Here is a 26,265-nt window from a genome sequence, read left to right as displayed (position 1 = left end):
GGATGGCCCCCCGCCGGGCCACCACCACGCGTGGCTCCAGTTGCACGAAGCCTTCGTCCCCGCCTGCTCCATTGCGCGGCAGCAGCGTCAGGGTCGTGGCTTCCAGCCGCAGCAGGCTTGCCCATCGCGAGTCCGGGCCGTTGGGCGAGGGTGCGGGGATGCGTGCCTCGGGTTGAGCCTCGCCTTCCTCCGTGGGGGGCTGGGCTTCAGGGGGCTCTTCCGGCCAACCCACCCCGGGCAGGAGCAACACCAACACCACGGCCCAGCTTCGACGCGGGAACATCGATGCCTCCTGTGTTTGCCCCGGCGGGGGTAGAAGATGTGAGTCAATGGGTGAGTATCGCTGAAATTACGGCTTGCGGATCGATCCCTCGAAGACCGGGGAGGCGTCTGTCCTCAGGTCGAAGGGGGCGGGAACCTTGGAGTGTCGTTCGAGGCCGTGATGTAGCGGGTGACCTGGCGCATCGCGAACTTCAAACCTCCCCGTCACGTCAGCTTCATTTGCTAGGGTGTGATGCTGGAGGTTGCCCCTCGTGCTTACGCCCCGTGTGGTTGTCTGGCCAATGCTGGTGGTGCTGCTGGGCGCGGCGGCTCCGGAACAGCCGCGCGTTCCCCGGGAGCGGAAGCTGGTGGTGCGGGCGGAGGAGGCCACGACGCTGCAATTGTTGCGCGTTGCTCCTGGGACGGTCACCACCGTCGTGTTCAACGAGGACATCCTGCCCGCGTCCGTCGACACGAAGTCCCTGGCGCCGCTGTTCGGTCAGCTGAAGGTGTATCCGGGGGTGATGGTGCTGCGCCCCACGGTGGCCATGCCGGAGTCGTCACGGCCGCTCCTCACCGTGCGTTTCGCCGGAGAGGACGCACCCCGGCAGGTGTCGTTCCTGCTCGTGACGGATCCGAAGGAGGTAGACACAGTGGTGGAGGTGTCCCGCCACGCGCTGTCCGCCGAGGACCTGGGGGAGGAACTGTCCCTGCTGCGGGGACGGTGCGCCGCCGCCGAGGCGGGGCTCGCGACCCTGCGTGCGCAGTGCGCCCAGACCGGCTTGGCGGGCGCGGTGCTCACCGGAGCGCTGGGGCCGGAGCCGGTGTCGATGGAACGAGCTCTTGCAGCCGTTGAGACGCCAGGCCTGGAGGTCAAAAGGAGCGCGCTTCTCTACCGCCACGTCAGGACCCGGTTGATGGCCTTCACCTTGAGAAACGCATCCAGCGCCGCACCGTGGGTGCCCGGCGTGGGGCGGCTCATCCAGTTGGGGCCGGATGAGAAGGCGGGGCAGGTCATCCAGCGGGAGATTCCCGTTCGGATGCTGGAGGCACGTCTGCAACCCGGTGCGAGTGGGCAGGTGGTCCTGGAATGGCACATGCCGCAGGACCTGGATCCTCAAGCCCTCTACGTGCTGGAGGTCTGGAATCAGGAAGGCGATCGCTCCGTGCGATGGAAAGGACTGTCCCTGTGAGCCGGGAGTCGTCGGAGCTGGGGATTCAGCATGCGGAGGCGGTGCTGGGCCGCGTCCTGCTGTCACCCGAGTGGTTGCCGCCCGGGACCCGGGTGGACCGCTGGGAGGTGGTGGCGCGGTTGGGGGCCGGAGGTTACGGCACCACGTATTCCGTGCGCCGGGCAGGCCGCCCTCGGGGCCGGCTTCATGCCCTGAAGTTGTCCCGGCGTCCCGGAGAACGATGGTTCGCCCGGGAGGCGGAGCTGCTGGCCCGCGTGCGCCACCGCTCGGTGGTGCGGTTGATCACCCACGGTGTCTGGCGGTTGGGCCCCGTGGAACACCCGTACCTCGTGATGGAGTACGTGGAGGGAGAGTCGCTCTACGAGTGGGCGCTGGCCCGTAATCCCACCGCCCGTCAGGTGATAGGCCTACTGGTGCAGGTGCTGGAGGCCCTGGCCACCGCCCACCGTCAGGGAGCGCTGCACCGTGACTTCAAGGGCGACAACGTGCTGGTCGCGCCGGATGGGAAGGTGAAGGTCCTGGACTGGGGCGCGGGTTGGTACGCAGGCGCACCCGCGCTCACCGCCACCGCCCGGCTGCCACCGGGCAGTCCGCGCTACTACAGCCCCCAGTTGTTCATGTGGCGCGTGCTGTCGGAGCGCCGGCCTGGCGCTTCCAGCCCCTATGCCTACTCCGTGGCGGACGAGCTGTATGCGGTCGGCGTGACCTTCTATCGCCTGCTGACGGATCAGTACCCCGCCGCGCAGTGGGGCGCACCCCGGGATGCACCGGAGCCCCATGGCCTGCGCACCGTGAGGAGTCTCAACCCGCATGTGCCGGACGAACTGTCGGAGGCCCTGATGCGGCTGATGGCCTTCGAGCCGGAGCGGCGCCCCGAGAGCATGGCATTGCTGGCGGAGGAACTGCGCCAGCGTCTGGCGGATGGCGGGCCGGCTTGGGACGCGCCGCTGTTCGACTGGCGCGAACGGACCGCCAGCAACTCGCGCACGACGGTGGATGCGGAGGAGGTCCTGGGCCCCGTGATGCCGGGGCAGGAGGTCGCCTTGAGGGACGCCCGCGTCCGCCACCTGGAGTCCTCCCGCCGGCTTCGCGAGGCCCGCGAGCTGCGCCGACGTGATCCGGCGAAGGTGGCAGCCGCCGAGGCCCGGTCGCTCCGTGCGCTCCAGGCACGGGTTCAAGGAGGGCGCTCACATCCCCTCGTCTGGGGCGCGTTCGCGGTGTTGGTGGTGGGGCCGCTCGTCGCGGGCCTGACGGTGTGGAGCTTACGGCGGGCCCTGGTGCGGGAGGAGCCCCCGCTGGCGGTGAGCGAGGCTCGAGACGTCCAGCAAATGGCGCCCGGTCCCGGCCCGGAAGAAGCTCGCAGGCCATCGACGGGCACCTCCCCACCCGTCCTCTTTCCGCAGGAGAAGGAAGCCATGACTCCCCATTCGCCGCAGCAGGCGGCGGTCATTCCCACGACCACCCGGTCTGGCACGCTGAAGAGGTGTGCCGCGGCGGTGGGTGCCGCCGTCCTCACGGGATGCACGGGCGCCCAGGTACGCCCGGAGCCGAGCCGGTGTCCCACGGGGTCCCTGGAGGCCATGCGGAAGCTCGGCCTGAACAAGGGCGGCAGCGCCAGCGTCTACACGGACATCACACAGCCCGGCCGGGGCTCCGAAGACGCCATCGTCCACGACGGTCCCATCGTCAGCCTCGTCATCGAGCAGTATGGAGACCTGCCCGAGGGGACCCGTCTGTATGGGCGCCTCTGGACGGGGGAGGGGCGGGTGACGGGCCGCTACACCCGGGCGGAGCTGCCGGATGGAAGCATCTACCCGGTGTGCTTCGTCTACGGAAACTATGACGGCGGCAGGTGGAGCGAGGGGTCCAAGCCCGGCGCGGCCCGGATGCCGCGCACCTTTGCCTATACCGTCGTGCACGAGTTCCCGTGAGCCATTCTTGCCGGGGCGCTGGTTCGGGAGAAACGTACTAATAGAACCTGATGGGTCCTGGATGGTCTGACTACTCAAAAAGTAGTCTGACTTTATTCTCCAAGGAGCGCCCACGGCATGAGCCCTTCCAGGACTGTGAAGCCTTCCCCTCCCGAATTCCTGTTCAAGACGGGGTCCAAGACCTTCGAACTGGTGCGGATCCTGCGGAGGCGGGGCCACGGGGAGCAGCACTTCCTCGCGCTCCGGAAGCAGCCCGGGCGCGAGCCCGTGCCCGTGTTCCTCCAGGCCCTGTCCCTTCGTGGACAGGGAGCATCATCGCTGAGGGATCCACGCGCGCGGGTGCAGGAGACGCTGACGCTCACGCGGCTCCTGGAGCATCCACGCATCGCCCGGCTGAACGGCTGTCACGAGGTGGGCGACATGCTCTACCTCGAGTGGGAGCACGTCCCGGGACCCACGCTGGATGACGTGGCGATGCTGCCGCTGGTGTATGTGCATTCCTATTCCGAGTCCTTCCTGGTGCACGTGGGCCTCCAGCTCGCGTCGCTGCTCGGGTTCCTGCATGGAAGGACGGATGCGCGGGGGGCACCGCTGGGCTTCGTGCACCGGGACCTGCATCCCCAGGGCATCCGGTTTGGGCCGGAGGGAACGCTGGCGCTCACGGACCTGGGAGACGTCTACTCACGGTTGCCGGACCGGGTTCCCTCCAGCATCACGCGCCCGCATGGCGAGGCGTACTACGGCGCTCCGGAGGTGCTGTTCGGGGAAGGAGCGGATGCGCGCTCGGATCTCTTCTCGCTGGGACTCATCCTGTTGGAGCTGGCGACGAGCCTGCACCTGTACAGCCTGCCGCGCGCATTGATGGGGGACCTGGAGGCACGGCTGACGGACGCGGATGCGCAGCGCGTGTTCCGGGGGATGATGGTGGCGGCGGAGGCGGGGTGTGGCTCCGGGGAGTACGCCGACGTCGTGATGCACGCCGCCACCTACCGGCCGGAAGACCTGGCGTCTCTGATGTCGCGGCTGTCACCCGGACTGCGGGCCATCCTCCACCGGCTGCTGCGGCGGGAGCCGTCGGAACGTTACGCGACGGCGGAGGCCCTGGAGGCGGACCTCCGCGTTCACATGGCCGCGCTGGGCGGCCAGTATGGTGGGGCGGAAGCCGCGGCGGAGTTCCAGCGGGCCCTGGAGAAGACCGCGCCACGGTTGGAGGCGTTTCAGGTGGACGTGGGCGCCTTCCCCTCCGGCAGCGTGCTGCACCTGCCTACTCCTGCCGCGTGACACGACGTTGGCGCGCTCATCACTTCATTGTGGGCCACCATGCTCCTTACGGGGCTCTGTCACACACTCGAAAGAAACGCCCAGATTGCCAATTCGTTCGAGTGCATTCTTGACCTCTTCTGAAACAATGAATGCGGTCTTGAACTTCATCGGCCTGAGAACGAGAGCGCCCTCGGCCTTCGCCGGGTCGATTCTCAATCTGGAAATCCAACGGTACGCCCCCCGACGCTCAGGGTGAGGGTCGTCTTGATCGTAAGGTTGTAGTTCCTCGCAGTTCGATTCATCAATGCAGTCAACAATCTTGAGCGTATTGATAATGAAGTATCGCTCTGGCTCACCCTCTACCGTCACCGGGAAAAGTTGTACGTCATCAGGAGCCAACGTCCTGAAGACATCCGCGACGTCTTCGCTGACGATGGGCACTCGCTCTACTCCCGCGAACATGAACGTGCGCCTCACGCCCTGTTTCCGAACCCGAGCCTTGATGGGCCCTGGGGGGGGAAGAACACGCCCTGCGGTGAACATCCAAGGCGCCTCGAAGGTCCCTTCGGATGCGGGGACGGGAGTCGTGATGTACCACTGGGGTTCATCCGCGATGTCCACCCAATAGAAATGACGTTCCACTTCAATCTCCCGCCTTCACGATTTGACGCCGCAACTTTGAGCCCGGCGTAAGCAGCTCGTTGGCAATCTTCGCGAGTTCTTTCAATAACTCGGCCCGGCAGGTCTCAGGGGTCTTGCATAGACTGACGGCATCTTGCAGGCGTCCCACCACTTCGCGGTGGTACGCTGCGGAGTGCGGCCCCTCGTGCCCCTTGAGCCGCACCTTGTTTGCCACGTCCTCCAGACTCATGCCCGCCTTCTCGAAGATTTCCTCGCAGATTGGCGTCCAGGGACCACCCGTTGCCGCGGAGGTGGCATTCTTGTTTGTGCAGATGTGATGAACCGGCCCTTCGGCATCACCTGGAATCTGGTTGTTCGAGTACATCCCAAGAGCCGCGACGGCCCCTGGCGCAAGCGAGACGTTGAGCACACCCGCAGCGGGCAGTGCGATGGACGTCACTCCACCATTCAAAGCCGCCCCCAGCGGGAATCCAGCTTCTGCTTGTGCTCGAAGCGCGGCCAGGGGGAAGCCTGGCAGTTTCGGGCCCTGGGCTGCCATCGCGCTTTTCCCGCCGAGTGACGCGGTGACGAGCAACACCAGGACGCGTGTGCCATTCATACCCAGCACTTTTCCGAAGCGATGACCGATGTCCTGCAATTCAATGACGCTCGTTGCTCTCTCCGCGTCATCCCACAACCGGACGAAGCCCTGGCCAATCTCCCAGACTGGCACCACGCCCAGATAGGCCACCATCGCCGCGGTCAGTGCCACCGCGATGACCTTGGTGACCGGTTCGGGAATCGCCATGGTGAGGAGCAGGGGCATGGCCGCGGATGTCACCATTGCCCGGAGCATCACCGGATTCAGTACCTTGCCAACCTCGGCCTCGACACTCTCCCATACGGTATCGAGCGCGAAGGACAGGGCCATCAGCGTCCGGTCCTTGCGCGAGAAAGTCAGTCCCGTTCCGCCCACCAGGGACAAGCATTCGTCCGGGTCGGGCAGATACGCGCGTACAGCGACTCAGGTGAACTTCCCGAGCCGGAATCCGCGAGGCCCTTCGAGGACGCGAGTAGGGACCTGGACCGTACCCACTCTCGCTGGCCCGCCGCATCTGACTCGCGGAATGCAACCTCCATGCGCATGTCGAGGATGAGTTGCGTGAGGGCCGCCTTGAATTCCTTCTCAGTCACTTCGACCGGATCGACGTCGACGGACGCGTGGATGACTCGCTGTCCATTTCCGGCATCGATATGGACAACACGGGTGGTGGCGCAGCCTGAAATCAGCAGCAGGGCGATGACTCCGACCAGCCTCATGGAACCCCCGACTGTATCCTCCAGTAACCAGGAGGTGCGGTATCCTGACTTTGTGCTGATGCCCATCGACTCACAAGGTCTGTCCTGGTTTCAAGCGATGGGGGTGAGTTGCCAGCGTGCCGCACCTGCCGACGCCCGCCGTCTGAAACGGCGGGCGGGCTGTCACGTCAGCGCCGGTGTCTGGCGATGCGCGCGTTCGCCGCTTCCGGCTGGCGCTGGCACTCCAGCAGCGCGCTCAGCATCAGCGGCGCGACGATGGTGGCGTCCGACTCGATGACGAACATCGGCGTCTGTTCCGTGAGCTTGTCCCAGGTGATCTTCTCGTTGGGCGTGGCCCCCGAGTACGAGCCGTAGGACGTCGTCGAGTCGCTGATCTGGCAGAAGTACGCCCACGGCTTCACCGGCTGTTGCAGGTCGTACTTCGTCGACGGCACCACGCAGATGGGGAAGTCCCCGGCGATGCCGCCTCCAATCTGGAAGAAGCCGACCCCCTTCCCCGCGGAGAGCTCCGCGTAGCGGTCGTAGAAGTCGGCCATGTACTCGATGCCTGACTTGACGATGCTCGCGCCGCACTCGCCCGTCTTCACGTAGGACGCGAAGATGTTCCCGAACGTCGAGTCCTCGTAGCCGGGAACCACGATGGGCAGCTTGCGCTTCGCCGCCTCCAGCAGCCAGCAGGCCTCGGGGTCCCCCTCGTACGCCGAGGGCTCCAGCACCTGGATGAGCTCGTAGAAGTACTCGTGCCAGAAGCGGCGCTCGCCCTTTCGCGATGCGGTCTTCCACATGGGGACGATGAACTTCTCCACCGCCCGGAACGCCTCGTCCTCCGGGATGCTCGTGTCGGTGACCCGGCGCATCCGCTGATCCAGGATGCGCGTGTCATCCTGCTTGGTCATGTAGCGGTACTCGGGGAAGTCCTTGTACGCCGCGTGCGCGACGAGCCGGAAGAGCGACTCCTCCAGGTTGGCGCCCGTCACCGACAGGCCGTGGATCAACCCCGCGCGGATGGCGGGCGCGAGCGTGATGCCCAGCTGCGCGGAGGACATCGCGCCCGCGACGCTCCAGAACATCCGGCCACCGCCCGACACGTGCTCCCAGTAGGACAGGAGCGCGTCACGCGTCGCGCGGGCGTTGAAGTTCTTGTAGTTCGTGAGGACGAAATCGAGGACGGGAAGTTCGGACGCGGGCATGCGGGCCTCCAGCAACGAGAGTGATGCTCGGGAGGCGCCAGACGCACGAATGCCACCCGAGGACCCCCTACGGTCACGACGCAGGGTCGTGCCGCCATCGGGGCGTCGAGTGGCTGCGGTTTCACTAACACGGGGTGCCGGGTGGCGCCACCCCGCGGGCAGGCTCAGCGGGTTGGCAGCTCGCGAAAGGTGATGCCTTCCAGGCCCCGGGTGAGCACGGCTTCGCGGAAGCGATGGGTGGCGATGATCATCGTGGCGAAGTTGCCCACGCGGAACAGGTCCACGCCCGTGGGCAAGGAGGCCGCTTCGAGGAGGGGAGACTCCGGCCGGCTCAGTCCCGTTCTTCCACATGTGGTGCAGGGAGGCGGCAGGTCGTCCGGAAGGCAGTCCCGGTGGAGCCGTCCCTGGGGTTCCACCTGGAGTTCCATCAGTTCCTGGGGGGATTGCTTCCGGAACCGGAGCATCGCCTTGCAGCCCATCAGTCCGCGCACGCCCTGCGTCTGCATGTGTTCGAAGGCATCGCGGGTCATCATCAGCAGCGCATCTCCCATCCAGACACATGGGGCGAAGCGTCCCGTGGCGGTGCCCGTCAGTGGGCCGAACTTCGTCCCAGGAGGAAGAGATGCGCCCGAGGGAGCCCAGGGCCGGACCTGCTCGCGAAGCCGGGCGAATTCATGGAAGGGCTCCGCGCGGGGTTCCTCGAAAGAGGCTCGCTCCGGGAGTGCGCCGAGGTCCACGCAAGGATACTCGTGGCCGGCGTTGCTCCAGGTCTGGCCACATCCCGGGCAACTCTTGATGCCCGGGAGACCCCAGGGGTGACGCGCGTTCAAATCCCCGCTGTAGCGCCTGGCCACGTCGCGGTCTTCGGTCACCCAGAAAAACGGATCCACCCCTTGGCTCCTTCGCGCTGAGGCGTCAGTTGTACTTCTGGATGGGGCCGCCCAGGAGCTGGAATCGATAGATGAGTTCTCCCGCGTGTTTGAAGATCTCCACGGGCGGGGCTTCCGGATGGGCGTTCTTGTAGTCCTTCCAGGCCTGATTCCACTCCCCGCCTCGCGGTCCTCCGTTGTGGATGCGTTGATGGATGTGGCGCGGGATGGGCAGGGTGTACAGGTGGATGTCGATGCCCTTCTCCTTGAACCACGCCGCCAGTTCAGGCGCCTGGGGGAAGATGTGATGCTTCTCGAAGCGACCGGCTGGGAGCTGGCGCTGGGGCGGGACGGGCCTGGGCGTGCCGTACCAGGGGAACACCATGATGGGTTCCCCGCCGCCGGGAAGGTTCATGGCGCTGCCCCAGTTGCGCTGGGGGCCACCTCCCGGTGCGGGCGCTGCGACGGCGGGCGGCGGACGTGGTGGCAGACCGCGCACCAGCACCACGTCTCCAGGCACGTCCTCGCAGCGGTAGAAGCCACAGGCGTCATCCCCGCACAGCAGGGCGACGCAGTGATCCTCGGCGGGCTCGCCGCACTCCACCTCCGCCTCTTCCCATTGCGTCAGGAGTGCCGTTGGAGTCGCGCACGCTCCCAGAAGCAACACCCACAGGCCGCACGACAGGAATTTCCGCATAGGCCGCAAAGGCTAGCAGTGCGGTCTGTCAGGCCATTCCAGCCGAAGCTTCGCCACCCCGGTCCTTACGCGTCCACGTGCGGCAGCCTCACCGTGAAGGTCGTGCCCGCCACCCGGGTGGACGTCACGTCGATGGTGCCTCCGTGCGCGTGCACGATGGTCCTCACGATGTAGAGCCCCAGGCCCACGCTGCGGGTCGCCGCGTCCATGCCCGGCACCCCTCGCTGCATGGGCTGGAAGATGCGCGGCAGCAGGCCCGGCGCGATGGGCGCTCCGCCGTTGTGCACCTCCAGCACGACGGCCCCGGGCACCTCCTTCAGACGCAGCGCCACCGGCGTGTCCTCCGGCGAGTACTTCAATGCGTTGCCCAATAGATTGATGAGCAATTGCGTGACGCGGTCCGGATCCCAGCAGCCCCGCAGCCCGGCCTGGGGCAGCGACAGCTGGAGGTCCCGCTCCGGCGCGGTCATCCGCACCTCCTCCACCACCTGGCGCACCAGCGCCCCCAGCTCCAACTCCTGACACTGCACCGGCAGGCCGCCGCCCATGCGCGCCTGGGTGAAGTCCAGCAGGTCGCGGATCATCCGCACCGCGCGCTCCGCCGAGTTCTGGATGCGCAGCACGGCCTTCGTCGCGTGCTCGCTCAACTCCTCCCGCTTGAGCAGCGACGACGTGCCCAGGGTGATGGCGCTCAGCGGGTTGCGCAGGTCGTGCGACACGATGCCCACCAGGTACTGCTCGAACTCCGCGCGCTGGCGCGCCGCCTCCTCCGCCAGCTTGCGCTCCGTGATGTCCAGCCCCGTGCCCACGAAGCGCACGGGCCGCCCGTCCGGCGCGAAGTGCACGTGGCCCCGGCCGGAAATCCAGCGCACCGGTTGGCCGCCCCGCGGAGGCCGTACGCGGAACTCACTGGCGTACTCGCCGGAGCCTCCGGGCCGGGCCGCCTCCGCCATCGCGTGCTCCACCAGGCGCCGGTCCTCCTCGAAGACGAACTGCATGGCCTCGTCGAGCAGCACCTCGCCTTGCGCGGGCAGGCCCAGCATGGCGCGGAAGCGCGCGTCCCAGGTTCCCCGGCCCGTGGCCAGCTCGATGTCCCAGCTGCCCATGTCCGCCGCGTCCAGCGCCAGCCGCAGGCGCTCCTCGCTGGCCTGGAGTGTCGTGGCCAGGCCCTCCGCCCGCTGACGGGCCTGCACGGCCTCCGTGACCTCGCTGGCGACGACGAGGATGCCCTCGATGCCGACCTCCGCCACGTGCAGCGGCTGGTAGACGAGGTTGAAGTACGCGTCCTCCAGGGCGCCGCTCGCGGCCCGGGCCAGCCGCACGTGCACCTCCTGGCCTACGTAGGGCATCCCCGTGGCGAGGACCCCGTCGAGCATCTCCCGGATGCCCTGGCCCTCCACCTCCGGCAGCGCCTCGAGCACGGGCCTCCCCAGCACCTGCTCCATGGGACGCCCCCAGAGCTGGCAGACGCGGTCGTTGGCCAGCGCCACGACGTGCGCGGACCCCCGGAGGATGGCGAGCGCGACGGGTGCCTGCCGCAGGAGCGAGTGCAGCTGGCTGAGCTCCGTGTCCGCCCGCAGACGCGCGGTGCGGGCCTCGCTGAGCAACCGCTCGTGCCCGTGCTCCACCTCCCACCGCGAGGTGACGTCCTGGAGGGCGCCCACCACGCGCAGGCCCCGCCCCGTCGCGTCGCGCAGGATGACGGCCGTGTCCAGCACCCGTATGGCCTCGCCCCGCCGGTTGATGAAGCGGTACTCGTCCTGCCAGCGCGCCTGGGTGCCCTGGATGGCCGCGTGGATGCCGGTCTCCACCCGCTCGCGGTCCTCCGGGTGGATGCGCGCCACCCACCAGTCCACCAGGGGGCCCATCTCCTCGGGCGCGAAGCCCAGGAGCCGGCGCGTCTCCCCGCTCCAGGTCACCTCCCGGGTGCGCAGGTTCCAATCCCAGACAGTGTCCGCCGCGGCCTGGCTGGCCAGCCGGTAGCGCGTCTCCGACGCCTCCAGCCGCGCGTTGACCTCATGCAGCTGGCCCATCAACAGCGCGCGGTCGAGGATGCCGGAGAGGTACTCCACCAGCGTCTCCAGGAAGCGCTTGGTCTGCGGCGGCACCGGCCGCGCCTCCGCGAAGCCCACGCACAGCACGCCCATCAAATCGCCATGGGGCCACAGCCGCAGGCCCAGCAGCGTGCTCCAGCCGCCGGCCTCCAGCCCGTCGCGCTCGAAGGCCTCCAGGCCCCGCGCCTGCGTGAGCACCAGCGGCTCCTCCGAGCGCGCCACGCGGCCCAGGAAGGACGGCCCCTGCGCGTCCACCGGCCGGCCCGGAGGCGGGACGAGGTGCGCGGTGTGCGCGACGGGGACCATCCTCCGCCCGCCCGCGTCCACGAGGAACAGCTCCGCGCCGGTGGCCTCCATCGCTCGCACGATGAGCTCCACCATCGGCTTCACCCGGGCCTGGAGGTCCGCGCCAGGCGCCAGCGCGCGGGGCGCCAGCGCGTCCAGTTGCCGCAGGAAGCGCTTCTCCCGCTGACGGTCCTCCAGCGAGTAGCCGGAGAAGAGGACCACCACGTGGTCCATGGCCTCCTCCAGCTGCTGGAAGAGGCAGTGCATGCCGCTGGCGCTGGGCTTGCGCTCTGGCTGGGCGTCCTCCCAGAGCTGGGGGATGAGCCGCCCCAGGAGCGTGTACTCGTCCGTCGCGTCCTCTTGCGTGGCGCCCACGCGCAGCCGCAGGTTGATGTGGGCTTCCTCCAGGCGCTCGCGCCTCTCCAGCCGCTCCGGCGTGGCGCCGTGCCGGCAGATGGCCGCCACCACGTGCAGGTACTCCGGCAGCGTGGAGATGACCTCGGACGGCTTCAGTCCCTGCGTGCTCTCCAGCCCGCGCGCGGCCTCCGCGAAGCGCCGCACCAGGACGTCCAGATTTGCTTCGATGAAGTCCGCGACGAGGTTCATGGGCCCGTAGAGAAGGGGGTAGGGGCTCGGGCACCCAGGCGCAATGGACCCACCCTTTTTCACCCGTGATTCCAGACAGTCGGCCTGCCGGGCGCACGACCCGTGCGGATCCGCCAGAAGCCACGCCCGGCAGGGAGGCACGTCTTCCTTGGCGCTCGTAGCAATACCTGCGTAGGCTGCTGGCCGTGAGCAGCACCCCTCCGCGTTCCATCATCCTCATCGTCGACGACGAACCGGACCTGCGCGAGGTGGTGGCGGAGCTGCTGGAGATGGAGGACTACACGGTGCTCCAGGCCGCCAATGGCCAGGCCGCCCTGGATGTCCTGGCCGCTCATCATGACGACCAGCCCTGCCTGGTGCTGCTGGACCTGATGATGCCGGTGATGGACGGACACGAGTTCCTCCACCGGATCCAACAGGACGAGCGCTACCGCGCGCTGCCCGTGCTGATGCTCACCGCGCACTTCTCCGCCAAGGCGCCGCCGGGCACGGTGGGCCTGTTGCGCAAGCCCGTGGACATCGCGGAGCTGCTGGCCATGGTGGCGCGGCACTGCCCCGCGGCCTGAGGCGCGCGGCTCACTCCCGGACGGAGTGCACGGCGATGGCGTCCAGCAGCGCCTCCAGCTTCACCGGCTTGCCCAGCCGCCCGGCCACGCCCTGCGGCAGCGGCAGGGTGGGGTGCGCCGTCAGCACCAGCACCCGCGTCAGCGCGAGCGCGCCCGTGTTGCGCAGGTGCTCGATGAAGGCGTGGCCGTCCATCACCGGCATCACCAGGTCCAGCAGGATGAGGGAGGGCATCCGCTCCTGCCGGCTCAGCACGTGGAGCGCGTCCTGGCCGTTCACCGCCGTGAGGACCTGGTAGCCCTCCGACTGGAGGATTTCACGCAGCGCCTCGCGGACGTCTTCGTTGTTCTCGACGAGGAGCAGGGTGACGCGGTGTTGCGGAATGGACACGCTTGCACGGTAGGGCACGGGTCCCGGCGATACCAGGGGGCTCGTGCGCCTGGACGGCCGGGAGGCACGGGAGCGGGGCGTCGTGCGTCCCTCGTGACTCATGTCTCGCCGCGCGGCAGCGTCAGGGTGAAGACCGTGGCCTTCGTATCCGACGTCACCGTGAGTGAGCCCCGGTGGCCCCGGGCGATCTGATCAGAGATGAAGAGCCCCAGCCCCAGCCCGGACGGCACGTGGGCCGCGGTGCGCGCGCGCTGGAAGGGGTGGAAGAGCAGCTCCAGCTCCTCCGGGGCAATGGGCGGCCCGGGGTTGGTCACCCGCGCGATGGCCTGCTCCGCTTCACCCAGCAGCTCCAGCTCCACGATGGTGTCCGCCGGGCTGTACTGGAGGGCGTTGCCCAGCAGGTTGGAGAGCACCTGCGCCAGCCGGTCCGCGTCCCAGTTTCCCGTCAGGGGGCCGGTGGCCGTCACCCGCACGGTGCGGTGCGGGTGCACCAGCTCCAGCTCCTCCACCACCTGCCGCGCCACCTGGCCCAGGTCCGTGGCTTCCGGGGTCAGCGGGATGCCGCTGCCCAGCCGGCTGCGGGTGAAGTCCAAGAGCTCGGTGATCATCCGCGTCATCCGGTCCGTGCTGTTGATGATGCGGCTGGCGGTGCGCTCCAGCGCCGGGGGCAGCTGCTCGCTGGCGACGAGGAAGCTGGCGCCCATGCGGATGGAGTTGAGGGGGTTGCGCAGGTCGTGGCCCACGATGCCCAGGAAGCGCTCGCGGAACTCCGCGGTCGAGCGCAGCTCGGCCTCCGCCTGCTTGAGCCGGGTGACGTCCACCAGCACGGCGCCCACGCCCACCACCTCGCCCCGGATGGTGCGCACCGGGTGGTAGCCGGCCATCACGTACCGCTCGCCGTGGGACGCGTCCGGGTGCTCCAGGGTGAAGCCCAGCTCCTCCGCGGCCTCGCCCGTCTCCATGACGCGGCGGAGGAGGGGCTCCAGCCGTTCGGCGAACCGGGGCAGGACCTCCGCCAGCGTCCGGCCCGGGTAGGCGTCCACGGACAGCCCGTCCAGCTGCGCCATGCGCGCGTTGACGCGCACGAAGCGCAGGTCCCGGTCCAACAGCGACATCCCCACGGGCGAGGACGTGAGCAGCGCGTCCAGCTGCGCGAACACCTCCGCCTTCTCCTCGGTGGAGCGGCGCACGTCGTCCACCAGCCGCTTGGTGCGCGCGAGCGCGTCCACCCGCGCCCTCACCTCCTCCGTGCGGAAGGGCTTGGACACATAGTCATTGGCGCCCGCGCGCAGCCCCTGCACCAGGTCCTCCGGCCGGTCGTGCGAGGTGAGCAGCAGCACTGGCAATGCCTGGGTTTCACGCTGTCCGCGCAAGAACTGACAGACTTCCGGACCGGACATCCCTGGCATTTCCCAATCCAACACCACGACGTCCGGCGCCCGCCCGGTGTGCAGCCTTTCGAGCATCGCCGCGCCGTCCGGGAACGTCTCCACCTGGAAGCCCGTTCCGAGGGCGGTCTTGATGAAGCGCGCTTCGCTGGCGCTGTCGTCCACCACCCAGACATATGGTGCGGGCTCGGGGGGAAGCAGGGGAAGTCCTGGCGGGCGGGGGAAGGAGGCGTCGGACGGAGGAGGCGGGCGCATGGATGGAATTCAATTCCCCGAGCGGAAATATCAGCAGGCGCAGGGTGCCGGATGTGCGGGCGGGCGTGGCGCTTCGTCGCCCGCCGTGGCACATCGTTCAATGCAGGCGTGGACAAGCCAACGTTCAACGCCCGCGAGATGACTCATTTCTTTCAGCGGGTCGGAATCGATCTAGCTTGGCCGGCCGTTTCCAGAGGACGCCATGCCCGAGGTACTCGTCGTCGATGACAGCAAGGTGATGCGCGACATGGTGGTCGCCTGCCTGCGGCCCTATCCGGACAGCCACTTCACCCAGGCGTCCAGCGGGTTGGAGGCCATCGAGCAGCTGTCGCTCAAGCCCTACGACCTGCTCGTCCTGGACCTCAACATGCCCGACATCGGGGGCATCGAGGTGGTGGAGTTCGTGCGCGGACAGGATCACCTGCGCAACCTGCCCATCATCATCGTCACCACGCGAGGCGACGAGGCCTCCCGCGAGCGCGCGCTGCAGGCGGGCGCGAACCGCTTCATGACCAAGCCCTTCACGCCGGACTCCATCCAGGGGGCCGCGCGCGCGCTCCTGGAGAAGTCGCCGGCCGAGGCGTCACGCGGGTGAGCGGCTCCGGGGAGTTCGCCGAGTTCCTCCCCGCGTACCTGGCGGAGGCGGATGAGCTGTTGGCCTCCGCGCAGAAGGACCTGCTGGCGGTGGAGGAGGCCGTACGCAAGGGGCAGGCCCAGCCCCGCGCCGTGCGCGAGCTGTTCCGCGCGCTGCACACGTTGAAGGGCCTGTCCGCCATGGTGGACGTGGAGCCCGTGGTCTCCCTGTCGCACTGGATGGAGGCGTCCTTAAGGCTGGCGGATCAGGCCGGCGGCCGGCTGCCCGAGTCCAGCGTGGAGCCGCTGGTGGAGGGCCTGCGCGCCATCGAGCTGCGCGTGCGGCAGCTGGGCGCCGGCAAGGCCGCGTCGCCCGCGCCCGCGAACCTGCTGGAGCGGCTGGAGGCGCTGGGCCCGCAGGTGCGGGACGCCGCTCCCCGGCGCGCGCGGGCCGTGAAGCTGGACGCGGAGGCCGCGTTCGCCTCCCGCCTGGCCCCGTCCGAGCGCGAGCAGCTGGAGGGCGGGCTCGCGGGGGGACAGCGCGCGCTGCGGCTGGACTTCGTGCCCTCGGCGGAGCGCGCCGCGAAGGGGCTCAACATCAACACCGTGCGCGAGCGGGTGGCGAAGCTCGCGGACATCGTGAAGGTGCTGCCCCTGTCCGGCGCCGCCGCGGGGGGCGCGTCGCTCGCGTTCGCGCTCCTCATCATCACCCGCGCGGAGGACGCCGCGCTGCTGGACGCCGTGGGCGGCCCGCCCGCCGTGGTGCGCTCGCTGGAGGCGCCCGCGCCCGAGGAAGGCCCGTCTTCGGACGCGGCCCCGGACGCGGGCGGCCTGCCCGGCGGCGCCATCCTCGAAGAGGAGCTGGACGAGCCGGAGGTGCGCCGGGGCGGGGGCCTCTTGCGCGTGGAGGTGTCCCGGCTGGACGAGGCCATGGAGTGGCTGGCGGCGCTGGTCGTCAACCGCTCCCGGCTGACGCGCGCGGTGGCGGCGCTCACCCAGGCGGGCGCGCCCACGCGGGAGCTCAACGCCATCCTCCAGGAGAACGGCCGGCAGCTGCGCGACCTGCGCTCGGCCATCCTGCGGCTGCGCATGGTGCGCGTGGGCGACGTGCTGGAGCGGCTGCCCCTGCTGGTGCGCGGCCTGCGCCGCGCCACGGGCAAGGCGGTGCGGCTGGAGCTGGACGTGGGCGACGCGGAGCTGGACAAGGCGGTGGCGGACCGGCTGCTGCCCGCGCTGGTGCACCTGGTGCGCAACGCCGTGGACCACGCGCTGGAGTCCCCCGAGGAGCGCCAGGCCGCGGGCAAGCCCCCCGAGGGACTGGTGCGCCTCACCTGCCACACGCGCGCCAGCGCCCAGCTGGAGCTCACCCTGCGCGACGACGGGCGCGGCGTGGACGCGAATACGGTGGCGAAGGCGGCGAACGCCCCCGTGCCGGACTCCGCGGACGCGCTGCTGGACCTCCTGTGCCGGCCCGGCCTGTCCACGCGCCAGGAGGTCACTCGCACCAGTGGCCGCGGCATGGGCATGGACATCGTGCGGCGCATCGTCGTGGAGCAGCTGGGCGGCGAGCTGCGCATGGACACGCGCAAGGGCGTGGGCACGACCTTCACGGTGTTCGTCCCCCTCACGGTGACGCTGATGGACGCCATCGTCTTCGAGTGCGCGGGCCGCCGGTACGCGGTCGCGGTGGGCACGGTGGAGGAGCTCATCGACGTCGTGGGCGTGGTGCGGCCCGCGGGCGCGGACGGCGTGGGGCTGGTGGAGCGCCGGGGCGCGGCGGTGCCGCTGGTGTCGCTGGCGCGGCTGCTGGACGCGTCCGTGGACCCGGGCGCCGTGGGGCAGGGCGCCAAGGCCCTCATCGTGCGCCAGCGCGGGGAGCCGGTGGCCTTCGCGGTGGACCGGCTGGTGGGACAGCAGGAGATTGTCTTGAGGCCGCTGGAGGATCCGCTGGTGCGCGTGCCGGGCGTGGCGGGCGCCACGGACCTGGGTGACGGCCAGCCCACGCTGGTGCTGGACCTGGGCGCGCTGGGAGCCGCGCGCGCGGGCCGCCGCAAGCGGGCGCCGCGGTCTGGGGAGTGGGTGACATGAACGTGCTGCACGTGCTGTTCAAGGTGGACGGGACGGAGTACGCGATGCCCGCGGCGGACGTGGTGCAGATGGAGTCCTTCACCGGCGCGACGCCGGTGCCCGGGGCCCCCTCCCACGTGGCCGGCCTGGTGCAGGTGCGCGGGCGGGTCATCCCGGTGGTGGATGCGCGCGTGCGCTTCGGCCTGCCGGCGGGGAAGCCGTCGCTGGATTCGCGGGTGGTGGTGGGGCAGCTGGGCGAGCGCACCGTGGGGCTGCTGGTGGACAGCGCCCGCGAGGTGTTGAAGCTGGACCCGCGCACCATCCAGCCGCCCCCACCCATGGTGGTGGAGGGCGCGAAGGGGTTCGTGAAGGCCGTGGCGCAGGTGGGCCCCCGGCTGGTGATGCTCATTGATTTCCCCCGGGTGGTGGGGGAGGAGGCGGCGGATGTCGACGGACAACGGTAGCAGCGTGCGCAAGCTGGAGGACGCTCGCGCGCTGGCGGAGCGCGCCTCGCTCCAGGTCGCGGAGGGCGTGGGGCTGGTGAGGTCCACCGAGCAGCTGGCGACGAAGCTCGCGTCCGCGGGCAACGACCAGGCGGCGGCGGGCGAGCAGGTGAGAATCGCCATCGAGTCCGTGGCCGCGCAGGTGGAGCAGACGAGCACCGCCGTGCAGGCGCTGGTGCGCAGCCAGGTGTCCGTGGGCGAGGCGGCGAAGGGCGTGCAGCTGGAGGCGGAGACCAACGCGGGCACCATGCAGGAGGTGACGGCGTCGGTGTCCAGCGTGCGCAGGGAAGCGGGCACGCTCGCGTCCAGCGCGGACGTGACGGCCTCCACGCTGGAGGAGGTCGCGCGCTCGGTGAAGGGCGTGAGCGCCAACGCGGAGGACCTGGCCGCCTCCAGCGAAGAGCTGCTGGCGAGCATGCAGGAGATGACCGCCACGGTGGAGGACCTGGTGTCGCGCAACCAGACCAGCGCCGCCACCACGGAAGAGGTCGCCGCCACCATTGAAGAGATGTCCAAGGGCATCACCCGCCTCTCCCTGGACGCGCAGGGCGTGGGCGAGCGCATGGGCCAGGTGTCCGGCGCCGTGGTGTCGCTGGGCCGGACGCTCCAGGACGTGGTGCGTGACGCGTCCGCCATGGCCTCCAGCGTGGAGGAGACGGCCTCCACCACGGAGCAGGTGGCCCGCAGCGTGCGCGGCGTCGCGGAGCACACGCGCACCCTGGAGGCGAGCGCGGTCACCACCGCGTCCACCGTGCAGGAGGTGGCCGCCAGCGTGGAGGAGGTGGCCGCCACCGCGGAGAAGAACGCCGCCGTGGTGGACGCCAACGCGGCCACCATCGAGCAGCTGTCGCGCTCCGCCCAGGCGGTGGCCCGCGCGGCGGAGAGCATCAACGGCCTGGCGTCCACCAGCGCCACCGCGTCCTCGCAGCTGGAGTCCTCCACGCGGCGCGCGTCGCAGCTGACGGAGGAGGCGCGGCAGGCCGCCGAGCGCGTGGGCGCGAGCGCGCGCGAGGGCGGCGCCACCGTGACGCGCTCCATCGCGGGCTTTGGCCGCATCCGCCAGTCCATCGTGGAGTCGTCCGGGGTGATGAAGGAGATGGGCCGGCGCGCCGAGGAGATTGGCGACATCGTGCAGACCATCAACCTCATCGCGGACCGCACGAACCTGCTGTCGCTCAACGCCAGCATCGAGGCGGCGCGCGCGGGCGAGCACGGCCGCGGCTTCGCGGTGGTGGCGGAGGAGATCCGCGCCCTGGCGGACCGCGCGGCGGCGGCCAGCAGCGACGTGGCGAAGATTGTCCGGGGCCTGCAGACGACGGCGCGCGAGGCGGCGGTGGCCAACACGGAGGGCATGCGCGCGGCGGACGAGGGCGCGGCGCTGGCGGGCGACGCGGAGCGCGCGCTGGGCACCATCCTCAAGGGCGTGGACGAGGTGGGAATGAACGTGCGCGAGGCGTCGCGCGCGTCGACGGAGCAGGTGCAGGCGGTGCAGGCGCTGGTGCAGGCCACGGCGAAGGTGAGCGAGCAGGGGCGGCTCATCGCCGCGTCCTCGGTGGAGCAGGCGCAGGCGGCGCAGGCGCTGGCCCAGAGCGGCACGGAGATGCGGCGCATGGCGCGGCAGACCACCCAGGCCACCCAGGACCAGGCCAAGGCGCTGCGCGACGCGGTGCGCTCCAACAACCAGCTGACGGAGGTGGCGGAGAAGGTGTCGCGCGCGATGCAGGAGCAGGCGCAGGCCGCCACGGACCTGGCCCGCGGCACCGCGCAGATGCGCCAGCTGGTGCAGGGCGTGAGCGCCGCGGTGATGGCGCAGGGCCAGCAGGTGGGCGCGCTGGGCGCGACGGCGCAGGAGGTGGCGGCCTCCACGCAGCGCACGCTCACCGGCATCGCGGAGCAGGCCAAGGCCGCGCAGGAGGTGGCCAAGGCCATGGAGGCCACGCGCAAGGAGGTGGCCCAGTCCACGCGCGCCATGGCGGAGCAGGCCCGCGCGCTCAAGCAGGGCGAGCTGGCCAGCCGTCAGGTGGCCACCCTGGCCAAGGAGGTGACGCGCGCCACGGAGGAGCAGGCCCAGGCGCTCACGTCGCTGGTGCGCGGCGCGGAGGAGGTGCGCCGGGTGGCCCGCTCCACGGCGCGCGCGCTGGATGAGCAGACCGAGGCGCTGTCGCTGCTCACCGCGTCCGCCACCAAGCAGGCCACGGGCGTGGCGGCGGTGGCGAAGGCCGCCGTGGATCAGGCGTCCATGAGCGAGCAGCTGGGCCGGTCCGTGGAGGACATGCGCGGCCGCGCCCGGGAGATCGCCGGCACCACCGCGGAGCAGGCGCGCGCCATGGCCGTCACCGCCCAGGAGGTGAAGGAGGTGGCGGGCCGGCTGGGGCAGCTGTCGCGGCTGCACGGAGAACAGGTGGAGGGGTTGAGTCACCTGAGCGGCCTGTTGGGCGGCTCGGAGCCGGGGTCCGCCCGGAACACCCGGGAGCAGGCCACGTGACCGGTTCAACCGCGAAGCAACACCCGCTGTCGCTGTCCGCGGAGGACCGGGCCCGGGTGGAAGAGGTGGAGCGGCTGGCGCGCCAGGGTCCGGCGAGCCTGCCGGTGCTCGTGGCGGGCCTGGACGCGCCGTCGTGGGCGGTGCGCCGCGCCGTGGTGTCCGCGCTGGCGCGCCTGGGCAGCGCTTCCGTGGAGTCCTTGTGCGAGGTGCTGCGCCACCGCCGGGACAACGAGGCGCGCATCGCCGCCGCGGTGGACGCGCTGGTGGCCGCCACGGGTGAGGTGGAGGGGCCGGTGGAGGCGCTGGGGGACGACCCCAACCCGGCCATCGTCTGCGACGCGGCCCAGGTGCTGGGGCGCCGCCGCAGCCGGCAGTCCGTACCGCTGTTGGCGCGGCTCATCGTCCACCCGGACGACAACGTGGCGGTGGCCGCGATTGAAGCGCTGGGCCGCGTGGGCGGCGGCGCGGCGGTGGACGCGCTCCTGTCCTCGCTGGGCAGCGGCAACTTCTTCCGCATCTTCCCCGCCATCGACGTGCTGGGCCGCTCGGGCGACCCCACCGTCGTGCCGGCGCTGATGGCGCTGTTGTCAGACCCCTTCTACGTCCTGGAGGCGGCGCGCGCCCTGGGCCGCACCGGCCAGGAGGCCGCGGTGCCCGCGCTGGTGGGCCTGCTCCAGCGCGGCAACGACGCGGTGGTGCGCGTGGCGGCGGTGGCGCTGGTCGAAATCCACGACGCGCAGGTGCAGCGCTTCGGCGGCGCGCGCACGGTGCCGTCGGTGCTGCGCTCGAGTTCCGCGGAGCCGCACCCCATTGGACGCCGGCTGGCCCAGGTCATCGCGGGCGCGGACGCGGGGGAGAAGACCGCGCTGGCGCGCCTGCTGGGCTGGGTGGGCGGCGCGGACGCGGCCACGGGGCTCCTGAGGCTGTTGGATTCGCAGGACCTGGGCGTGTCGCGCGCGGCCGCGGCGGCGCTGGGCGAGCTGGGCGCGGAGGCGGACGCGCAGATATTGCAGGCGCTGCGCGAAGGCGACAGCTCCCGCCGGCGGGTGCTGCTGCCCCTGGTGGGCAAGCGCTCCGCGGCGGTGCCGGACGTGCTGGTGTGCCTGGAGGACCGGGACGCGACGGTGCGCGCGCTGGCGGCGGAGACGCTGTCGCGCATCGGTGACACGTCCGCGGTGCCCGCGCTGTTCGCGCGCCTGTCGGACGAGGACCCGCGCGTGTCGCAGGCGGTGGTGGGCGCCATCCAGTCGCTGGGCAGCGACACGACGGAGACGCTGGCGCTGGAGGCGGCGCGCTCGACGGACGGGCGCCAGCGGCGGGCGGCGCTGCGCATCGTGGCGTACTTCGGCTACCCGCGCGGCCTGGACGCGCTGCTGGCCGCCATGCGGGATCCGGACGAGCGGCTGCGCGACGCGGCCATCTACGGCCTGCCCTTCATCGACGACCCGCGCGCGGTGGACGCGCTCCTGGCCGCCGCCAGCCACGAGTCGGAGCGCACGCGCGCCACCGCCATGCGCGCGCTGGGCCAGACGGACAAGCAGGCGCGCATCACCTCCACGCTGCTGGGCGGCCTGAACGACCGCGACCCGTGGGTGCGCTACTACGCGTGCCAGTCGCTGGGGAAGCTCAACGAGGAGGCCGCCGCGGACGCCATCGTCGCGCTGGCCAACGACGACGCGGGCCAGGTGCGGGTGGCGGTGGTGGACGCGCTGGCGCACATGCACACGGAGAGCGCCATGGCGGCGCTGCGCCGGGCGGCCTCGTCCGCGGACGCGGACGTGCGCCGCGCGGCCCTGCTGGGGCTGGGCGTGGCCCGGCGGCCGGACGCGCTGCCGGTGCTGCTGGAGGCGGTGCACTCGGAGGACCCGGCCACGCGGCTGGTGGCCCTGTCCGCCGTCGCGGAGTACGACGCGCCGGAGACGCTGCCCGCGCTGCTTCGCGCCGCCGGGGACCGGGACGACAGCGTGCGCAGCGCGGCGGTGGGCTTCCTGGCCACGCGCACGGGCCCGCATGCGACGCAGCAGCTGGTGTCGCTGTTGGGGGACGTGATGCTGCGCGAACAGGTGGTGTCCGCGCTGGCGCTGCCGGTGGAGGGCCGGCTGCCCGGGCTGATGGCGGCGCTGGAGGCGGCGGACGACGCGACGGCGCCCCTGCTGGTGGCGGCGCTCGCGCGCATGCGCCGGGCGGACGCGCGGGCGGCGCTGATGCAGTCGCTCGTGGGCGCCAGTCCCGCGGGCCGCCGGGCCTCCGCGCCCGCGGTGGCGGCGCTGGGCACCGTGGAGGCGCGCGAGGCGCTGGACCGGGCCGCCCACCGTGACGAGGACCCGGAAGTGCGCCGGGCCTGCCTCCTGGCCCTGGGCCGCTGAGAAAAGAACCCACGGCCCATGAGCGCGCTGCCGTTGTCCCCGCAGGTCCTGGCCATCCTGTCCATGCTCATCGAGCAGCGCTCGGGCCTGCACTACGGGCCCGAGGACCGGGAGCTGCTGGCGGAGAAGCTGTCCTCCCGGGCGCTGGATGCCGGGTTCGACTCGCTGCTCGACTACTATTATTTCCTCCGCTACGACCCGAAGGGGCCGGAGGCGCTGGCCTCCCTGGTGGAGGCGCTGCTCGTCCACGAGACGTACTTCTTCCGCGAGCCGCAGGCGCTGGAGGTGCTGGTGGACGAGCTGCTCGTTCCAGAGGTCCGCGCCGGCAGGAAGCCCCGGGTGTGGTGCGCGGCGTGCTCCACCGGCGAGGAGCCCCTCACGCTGGCCATGATGCTGGACGCGCGCGGCGTGCTGAATGACGTGTCCATCCTGGCCACGGACCTGAGCGCTCGGGCGCTGGAGCGCGCGAGGACGGGGGAGCACAACCTGCGCTGCCTGCGCGCGCTGCCCCCGGGCGTGATGGGGCGCTGGCTGGAGATGGTGGACGGCCGTCCCCGCGTGCGGCCGGACCTGATGGCCCGCGTGGAGTGGCGCCAGCTCAACCTGGTGGACACGCCGGGCTACCCGGAGCCGGAGAGCTGCACCGCCGTCCTCTGCCGCAACGTGCTCATCTACTTCCAGGACGACACCGCGCGCCGCGTGGTGGACGGCCTCACCCGGACGCTGCGGCCCGGCGGGCACCTGGTGGTGGGCACCTCTGAGTCGCTGATGCGCTTCGGCACGGCGCTTCAGTGCGAGGAGCGCCGGGGCGCGTTCTTCTACAGCAAGGCGGGCCCATGACGTTGCGCGTGCTGGTGGTGGACGACTCGGCGTTCGCGCGCAAGGTGCTGCGCAAGGTGCTGTCGGATGCGGAGGGGCTGGAGGTGGTGGGCACCGCGCGCGACGGGCTGGACGCCCTGGAGCGCGTGGCGGAGCTCAAGCCGGACGTCATCACCCTGGACCTGGTGATGCCGTCGCTGGACGGGGCGGGCTTCCTGCGCGCGCTGGCCGGCATGCCGGAGGCGCCGCGCGTGGTGGTGGTGAGCAGCGCGGGCGCGGACAGCGACCTGGCCGTCTCCGCGCTCCAGGCGGGCGCGGTGGACCTGGTGCACAAGCCCACGGCGCTCGCCACGGACCGGCTCTACGAATTGAGCGCGGAGCTGGTGGAGAAGGTGCGCGTCGCGGGACGCGCGGTGCCGCGCTACGCGCAGGAGCTGGCGGAGGCCGCGAAGGCCCCGGAGGCCCCGCCCATGAAGCCCCTGCCCGCGGCGTCCCCGAAGCTGCTGGCGGTGGGCACGTCCACGGGCGGGCCGCAGGCGCTGACGCGGCTGTTGTCCGCGCTGCCCAGGGACTTCCCGGCGCCGGTGGTGCTCGCGCTGCACATCCCCGCCGGCTACACGGAGGCCGTGGCGAAGCGGCTGGACTCGCAGAGCGCGCTGGAGGTGGTGGAGGCGAGCGACGGCATGGAGCTGGTGCCCGGCCGCGCGGTGCTGGCGCGCGCGGGGTACCACCTCAAGGTCGTGCGGCACGGGGCGCTCAACCTGGTGCGCCTGGACCGCCATCCGCTGGGCACCCCGCACCACCCCTCCGTGGACGTGCTCTTCCAGAGCGTGGCGCAGGTGTGGGGCAGGGACGCGCTGGCGCTGGTGCTCACCGGCATGGGCGAGGACGGCCTCAAGGGCGCGCAGGCCGTGCGTGCCGCCGGCGGCGTGGTGCTCACGGAGGACGAGTCCTCCTGTGTTGTGTACGGCATGCCGCGCGCGGTGGCGGAGGCCGGCCTGTCCAACGGCAGCGCGCCGCTCAACGAACTGGTGCCGCTCATCTCCCGCTTCGTCTGACGCAGCGGGCCCTCGCCTTCAGTGGTGCGAGGGCGGGTGCGGCGGCTCGGGCGGCGGGCCCTTCCGGGGCGGCGCGCGGCGCGGCAGCGTGACGGTGAAGGTGGTGCCGTCGTCCTCGGTGGAGGTGACTTCAATGGTGCCGCCGTGCGCGTGGACGATTTCGCGCACGATGTAGAGCCCCAGGCCGTAGCTCATCTTCAGCGTGCGCGTCTGCTGCGGGCCCTGGCGGAAGGGCTCGAAGAGGTGGGGCAGGGTGGCTTCCGGGATGGGGCGGCCCTGGTTGTGGACCGTCACCACCACCTTGTTGCGCAGGCCGTGCGTCGCCAGGCGCACGGGCGCGTCCGCCGGGCCGTACTTGAGGGCGTTCTCCACCAGGTTGGACACCACCTGCGCCAGGCGGTCCGGGTCCCACTGCCCCTGCGTGTTGCCCTTGGCGTCCACCACGATGTCGCGCTGCGGGTAGGCCACGCGGAACTCGTGCGCCACCTTCGTCAGCAGCTCCTGCGCGTCCGTGCCGCGCGGCTCGATCACCACGCCGCCCACCAGCCGGGCGCGGGTGAAGTCCAGCAGCAGGCGCGTCAGCCGCTCGATGCGCACCGCCGCGGTGGCGATGCGCCGGCTGGTGCGCGCCGTCTCCTCCGCGGGCCCCCCGGCCGCCAGCACGCGCGACCAGTTCATGATGGCGCCGAGCGGGCTGCGGATGTCGTGGCTGATGATGCCCATCAGGTGTTCCTGGAACTCGGAGTGCCGGCGCACCTCTTCTTCCGCCCACCTGCGCTGGGTGATGTCGCGGCTGATGCCGAACAGGCCGAACACGTTCCCTTCCGGGTCGCGCAGCGGGCCCTTGGTGGACAGCCACACGCGCGTGTCCCCGTGGGGGTCCTTCTGCTCGTCCTCGTAGGTGAGCGGGTGGCCCGCCTTGAGCACGTCCCGGTCGTGCCTCAGGTTGACCTTCGTCTCGTCGGGCGGGAAGAGCTCCGCGTCGGTGCGGCCGCGCACCTCGGCCACCGTGCGGCCCAGGGCGCGCGCGCCCGCGGAGTTGATGACCTGGTAACGGCCCTCCATGTCCTTGATGTAGATGGCGTCGGTGGTGCCCTCCATCACGGCCTGGAAGAGCTCGCCCACGCGCTGCAGCTCATGGCGGGCCTGGAACTCGCGGGAGATGTCGCGGCAGTGCACCAGCAGGCCGCCTTCCACGGGGCGGGCGCTCACCTCGAAGCACAGGCCGCCCTCGTGCCAGCGGTGCTCGTAGGGTTCGGCGGCGGACTGCCCGGTGGCGGGGGCGTCCAGGCGCAGGTGCTGTCCCAGGCCCAGCACGTCCGCCACCTTCTTGCGCAGGTCGTCCCCCGGCTGGACGCGCGCGCCCAGCAGCTCGCGCATGCGCCGGCTCAGGAAGGTGATGCGCCAGCCCGCGTCCACGCCCAGGAAGGCCTCTGGCAGCCCCTCCAGCAGCGCGAGCGGACCCGGGCCAGAGGCCTCCGTCGGAGACGGGGCGGAGGGACGGGAA

Annotated in this window: 19 protein-coding genes and 2 pseudogenes; 11 read left to right on the top strand and 10 right to left on the bottom strand. The window is 71.0% G+C overall.

Annotation, left to right across the window (positions count from 1 at the left end):
• Positions 1 to 283, bottom strand: a pseudogene (locus D7X55_RS42880) (hypothetical protein); the annotation flags it as partial.
• A 250-nt stretch (positions 284 to 533) separates the two neighbouring features.
• Here D7X55_RS42880 and D7X55_RS10840 point away from each other — a divergent pair.
• The 3 genes from D7X55_RS10840 to D7X55_RS10830 all read left to right on the top strand — a co-directional run bounded on the left by D7X55_RS10840 (position 534) and on the right by D7X55_RS10830 (position 4,666).
• Positions 534 to 1,454 (top strand): DUF2381 family protein, encoded by a 921-nt coding sequence (locus D7X55_RS10840; protein ID WP_147470078.1) that lies wholly within the window; start codon positions 534 to 536, stop codon positions 1,452 to 1,454.
• Complete coding sequence (locus D7X55_RS10835; protein ID WP_158626355.1) at positions 1,451 to 3,385, top strand: serine/threonine-protein kinase; 1,935 nt, start codon at positions 1,451 to 1,453, stop codon at positions 3,383 to 3,385. The genes D7X55_RS10840 and D7X55_RS10835 overlap by 4 nt, the downstream gene beginning before the upstream one ends.
• Positions 3,386 to 3,502: 117 nt before the next feature.
• Positions 3,503 to 4,666: a protein kinase domain-containing protein gene (locus D7X55_RS10830; protein ID WP_121723010.1), complete on the top strand. Its 1,164-nt coding sequence runs from the start codon at positions 3,503 to 3,505 to the stop codon at positions 4,664 to 4,666.
• 24 nt (positions 4,667 to 4,690) lie between these two features.
• Here D7X55_RS10830 and D7X55_RS10825 read toward each other — a convergent pair whose 3' ends face one another.
• From D7X55_RS10825 to D7X55_RS10800, 6 genes and pseudogenes are all read right to left on the bottom strand, one after another.
• Positions 4,691 to 5,089, bottom strand: coding sequence for an imm11 family protein (locus D7X55_RS10825; RefSeq protein ID WP_233609780.1), 399 nt, complete (start codon positions 5,087 to 5,089; stop codon positions 4,691 to 4,693).
• Between the two features lie 202 nt (positions 5,090 to 5,291).
• A pseudogene (locus D7X55_RS10820) lies at positions 5,292 to 6,589 on the bottom strand (AHH domain-containing protein).
• A gap of 167 nt (positions 6,590 to 6,756) precedes the next feature.
• A complete protein-coding gene (locus tag D7X55_RS10815; RefSeq protein WP_121723009.1) occupies positions 6,757 to 7,779 on the bottom strand; it encodes a deoxyhypusine synthase family protein in 1,023 nt (340 codons plus the stop codon).
• 164 nt (positions 7,780 to 7,943) lie between these two features.
• On the bottom strand, positions 7,944 to 8,669 hold the full coding sequence (locus D7X55_RS10810) for a double-CXXCG motif protein (protein WP_120549078.1): 726 nt from the start codon (positions 8,667 to 8,669) through the stop codon (positions 7,944 to 7,946).
• 25 nt (positions 8,670 to 8,694) lie between these two features.
• Complete coding sequence (locus D7X55_RS10805) at positions 8,695 to 9,345, bottom strand: TIGR02269 family lipoprotein (protein WP_120549079.1); 651 nt, start codon at positions 9,343 to 9,345, stop codon at positions 8,695 to 8,697.
• Between the two features lie 65 nt (positions 9,346 to 9,410).
• Complete coding sequence (locus tag D7X55_RS10800) at positions 9,411 to 12,290, bottom strand: PAS domain-containing protein (protein WP_121723008.1); 2,880 nt, start codon at positions 12,288 to 12,290, stop codon at positions 9,411 to 9,413.
• Between the two features lie 185 nt (positions 12,291 to 12,475).
• Here D7X55_RS10800 and D7X55_RS10795 point away from each other — a divergent pair, with 185 nt between their 5' ends.
• Positions 12,476 to 12,856, top strand: a complete 381-nt coding sequence (locus D7X55_RS10795) for a response regulator (RefSeq protein ID WP_120549081.1) — start codon at positions 12,476 to 12,478, stop codon at positions 12,854 to 12,856.
• A gap of 10 nt (positions 12,857 to 12,866) precedes the next feature.
• Here D7X55_RS10795 and D7X55_RS10790 read toward each other — a convergent pair whose 3' ends face one another.
• Both D7X55_RS10790 and D7X55_RS10785 read right to left on the bottom strand, forming a co-directional pair.
• Positions 12,867 to 13,262 carry a response regulator gene (locus D7X55_RS10790; RefSeq protein ID WP_233609779.1) on the bottom strand — a complete coding sequence of 132 codons (396 nt, stop codon included), beginning with the start codon at positions 13,260 to 13,262 and terminating at the stop codon, positions 12,867 to 12,869.
• Positions 13,263 to 13,342: 80 nt separating this feature from the next.
• On the bottom strand, positions 13,343 to 14,800 hold the full coding sequence (locus D7X55_RS10785) for a response regulator (protein WP_158626354.1): 1,458 nt from the start codon (positions 14,798 to 14,800) through the stop codon (positions 13,343 to 13,345).
• Positions 14,801 to 15,089: 289 nt separating this feature from the next.
• Between D7X55_RS10785 and D7X55_RS10780 the strand changes: the two genes are divergently transcribed.
• From D7X55_RS10780 to cheB, 7 genes are read left to right on the top strand one after another with little or no spacing between them, the layout of a single operon-like run.
• Positions 15,090 to 15,482: a response regulator gene (locus D7X55_RS10780; RefSeq protein ID WP_120549084.1), complete on the top strand. Its 393-nt coding sequence runs from the start codon at positions 15,090 to 15,092 to the stop codon at positions 15,480 to 15,482.
• Positions 15,479 to 17,548 (top strand): chemotaxis protein CheA, encoded by a 2,070-nt coding sequence (locus D7X55_RS10775; RefSeq protein ID WP_121723006.1) that lies wholly within the window; start codon positions 15,479 to 15,481, stop codon positions 17,546 to 17,548. The genes D7X55_RS10780 and D7X55_RS10775 overlap by 4 nt, the downstream gene beginning before the upstream one ends.
• Complete coding sequence (locus D7X55_RS10770; RefSeq protein WP_120549086.1) at positions 17,545 to 17,991, top strand: chemotaxis protein CheW; 447 nt, start codon at positions 17,545 to 17,547, stop codon at positions 17,989 to 17,991. Before D7X55_RS10775 ends, D7X55_RS10770 begins: the two co-directional genes overlap by 4 nt.
• Complete coding sequence (locus D7X55_RS10765; RefSeq protein WP_121723005.1) at positions 17,972 to 20,515, top strand: methyl-accepting chemotaxis protein; 2,544 nt, start codon at positions 17,972 to 17,974, stop codon at positions 20,513 to 20,515. Before D7X55_RS10770 ends, D7X55_RS10765 begins: the two co-directional genes overlap by 20 nt.
• Entirely contained in the window at positions 20,512 to 22,881 is a 2,370-nt protein-coding gene (locus D7X55_RS10760) for a HEAT repeat domain-containing protein (protein WP_120549088.1), read from the top strand. Before D7X55_RS10765 ends, D7X55_RS10760 begins: the two co-directional genes overlap by 4 nt.
• 18 nt (positions 22,882 to 22,899) lie before the next feature.
• A complete protein-coding gene (locus tag D7X55_RS10755) occupies positions 22,900 to 23,721 on the top strand; it encodes a protein-glutamate O-methyltransferase CheR (protein ID WP_121723004.1) in 822 nt (273 codons plus the stop codon).
• Positions 23,718 to 24,758, top strand: a complete 1,041-nt coding sequence (gene cheB, locus D7X55_RS10750; RefSeq protein WP_121723003.1) for a chemotaxis-specific protein-glutamate methyltransferase CheB — start codon at positions 23,718 to 23,720, stop codon at positions 24,756 to 24,758. Before D7X55_RS10755 ends, cheB begins: the two co-directional genes overlap by 4 nt.
• Positions 24,759 to 24,776: 18 nt before the next feature.
• Here the strand turns inward: cheB and D7X55_RS10745 are convergent.
• Positions 24,777 to 26,265: PAS domain-containing sensor histidine kinase (locus D7X55_RS10745; protein WP_120549091.1), on the bottom strand; the 1,489-nt coding region annotated here is incomplete at its 5' end.

Origin of the sequence: Corallococcus sp. AB049A (assembly GCF_003668885.1) — a bacterium.
Taxonomy (GTDB): domain Bacteria; phylum Myxococcota; class Myxococcia; order Myxococcales; family Myxococcaceae; genus Corallococcus; species Corallococcus interemptor.
The sequence above is the reverse complement of the archived record's forward strand: the minus strand, read 5'-3'. Positions and strand labels throughout refer to the sequence as shown.

Coding starts and splice junctions, on each gene's coding strand:
- D7X55_RS10765 (WP_121723005.1), top strand. CDS start 17,972: ATGTCGACGGACAACGGTAGCAGCGTGCGCAAGCTGGAGGACGCTCGC.
- D7X55_RS10815 (WP_121723009.1), bottom strand. CDS start 7,779: ATGCCCGCGTCCGAACTTCCCGTCCTCGATTTCGTCCTCACGAACTAC.
- cheB (WP_121723003.1), top strand. CDS start 23,718: ATGACGTTGCGCGTGCTGGTGGTGGACGACTCGGCGTTCGCGCGCAAG.
- D7X55_RS10800 (WP_121723008.1), bottom strand. CDS start 12,290: ATGAACCTCGTCGCGGACTTCATCGAAGCAAATCTGGACGTCCTGGTG.
- D7X55_RS10830 (WP_121723010.1), top strand. CDS start 3,503: ATGAGCCCTTCCAGGACTGTGAAGCCTTCCCCTCCCGAATTCCTGTTC.
- D7X55_RS10805 (WP_120549079.1), bottom strand. CDS start 9,345: ATGCGGAAATTCCTGTCGTGCGGCCTGTGGGTGTTGCTTCTGGGAGCG.
- D7X55_RS10755 (WP_121723004.1), top strand. CDS start 22,900: ATGAGCGCGCTGCCGTTGTCCCCGCAGGTCCTGGCCATCCTGTCCATG.
- D7X55_RS10770 (WP_120549086.1), top strand. CDS start 17,545: ATGAACGTGCTGCACGTGCTGTTCAAGGTGGACGGGACGGAGTACGCG.
- D7X55_RS10780 (WP_120549084.1), top strand. CDS start 15,090: ATGCCCGAGGTACTCGTCGTCGATGACAGCAAGGTGATGCGCGACATG.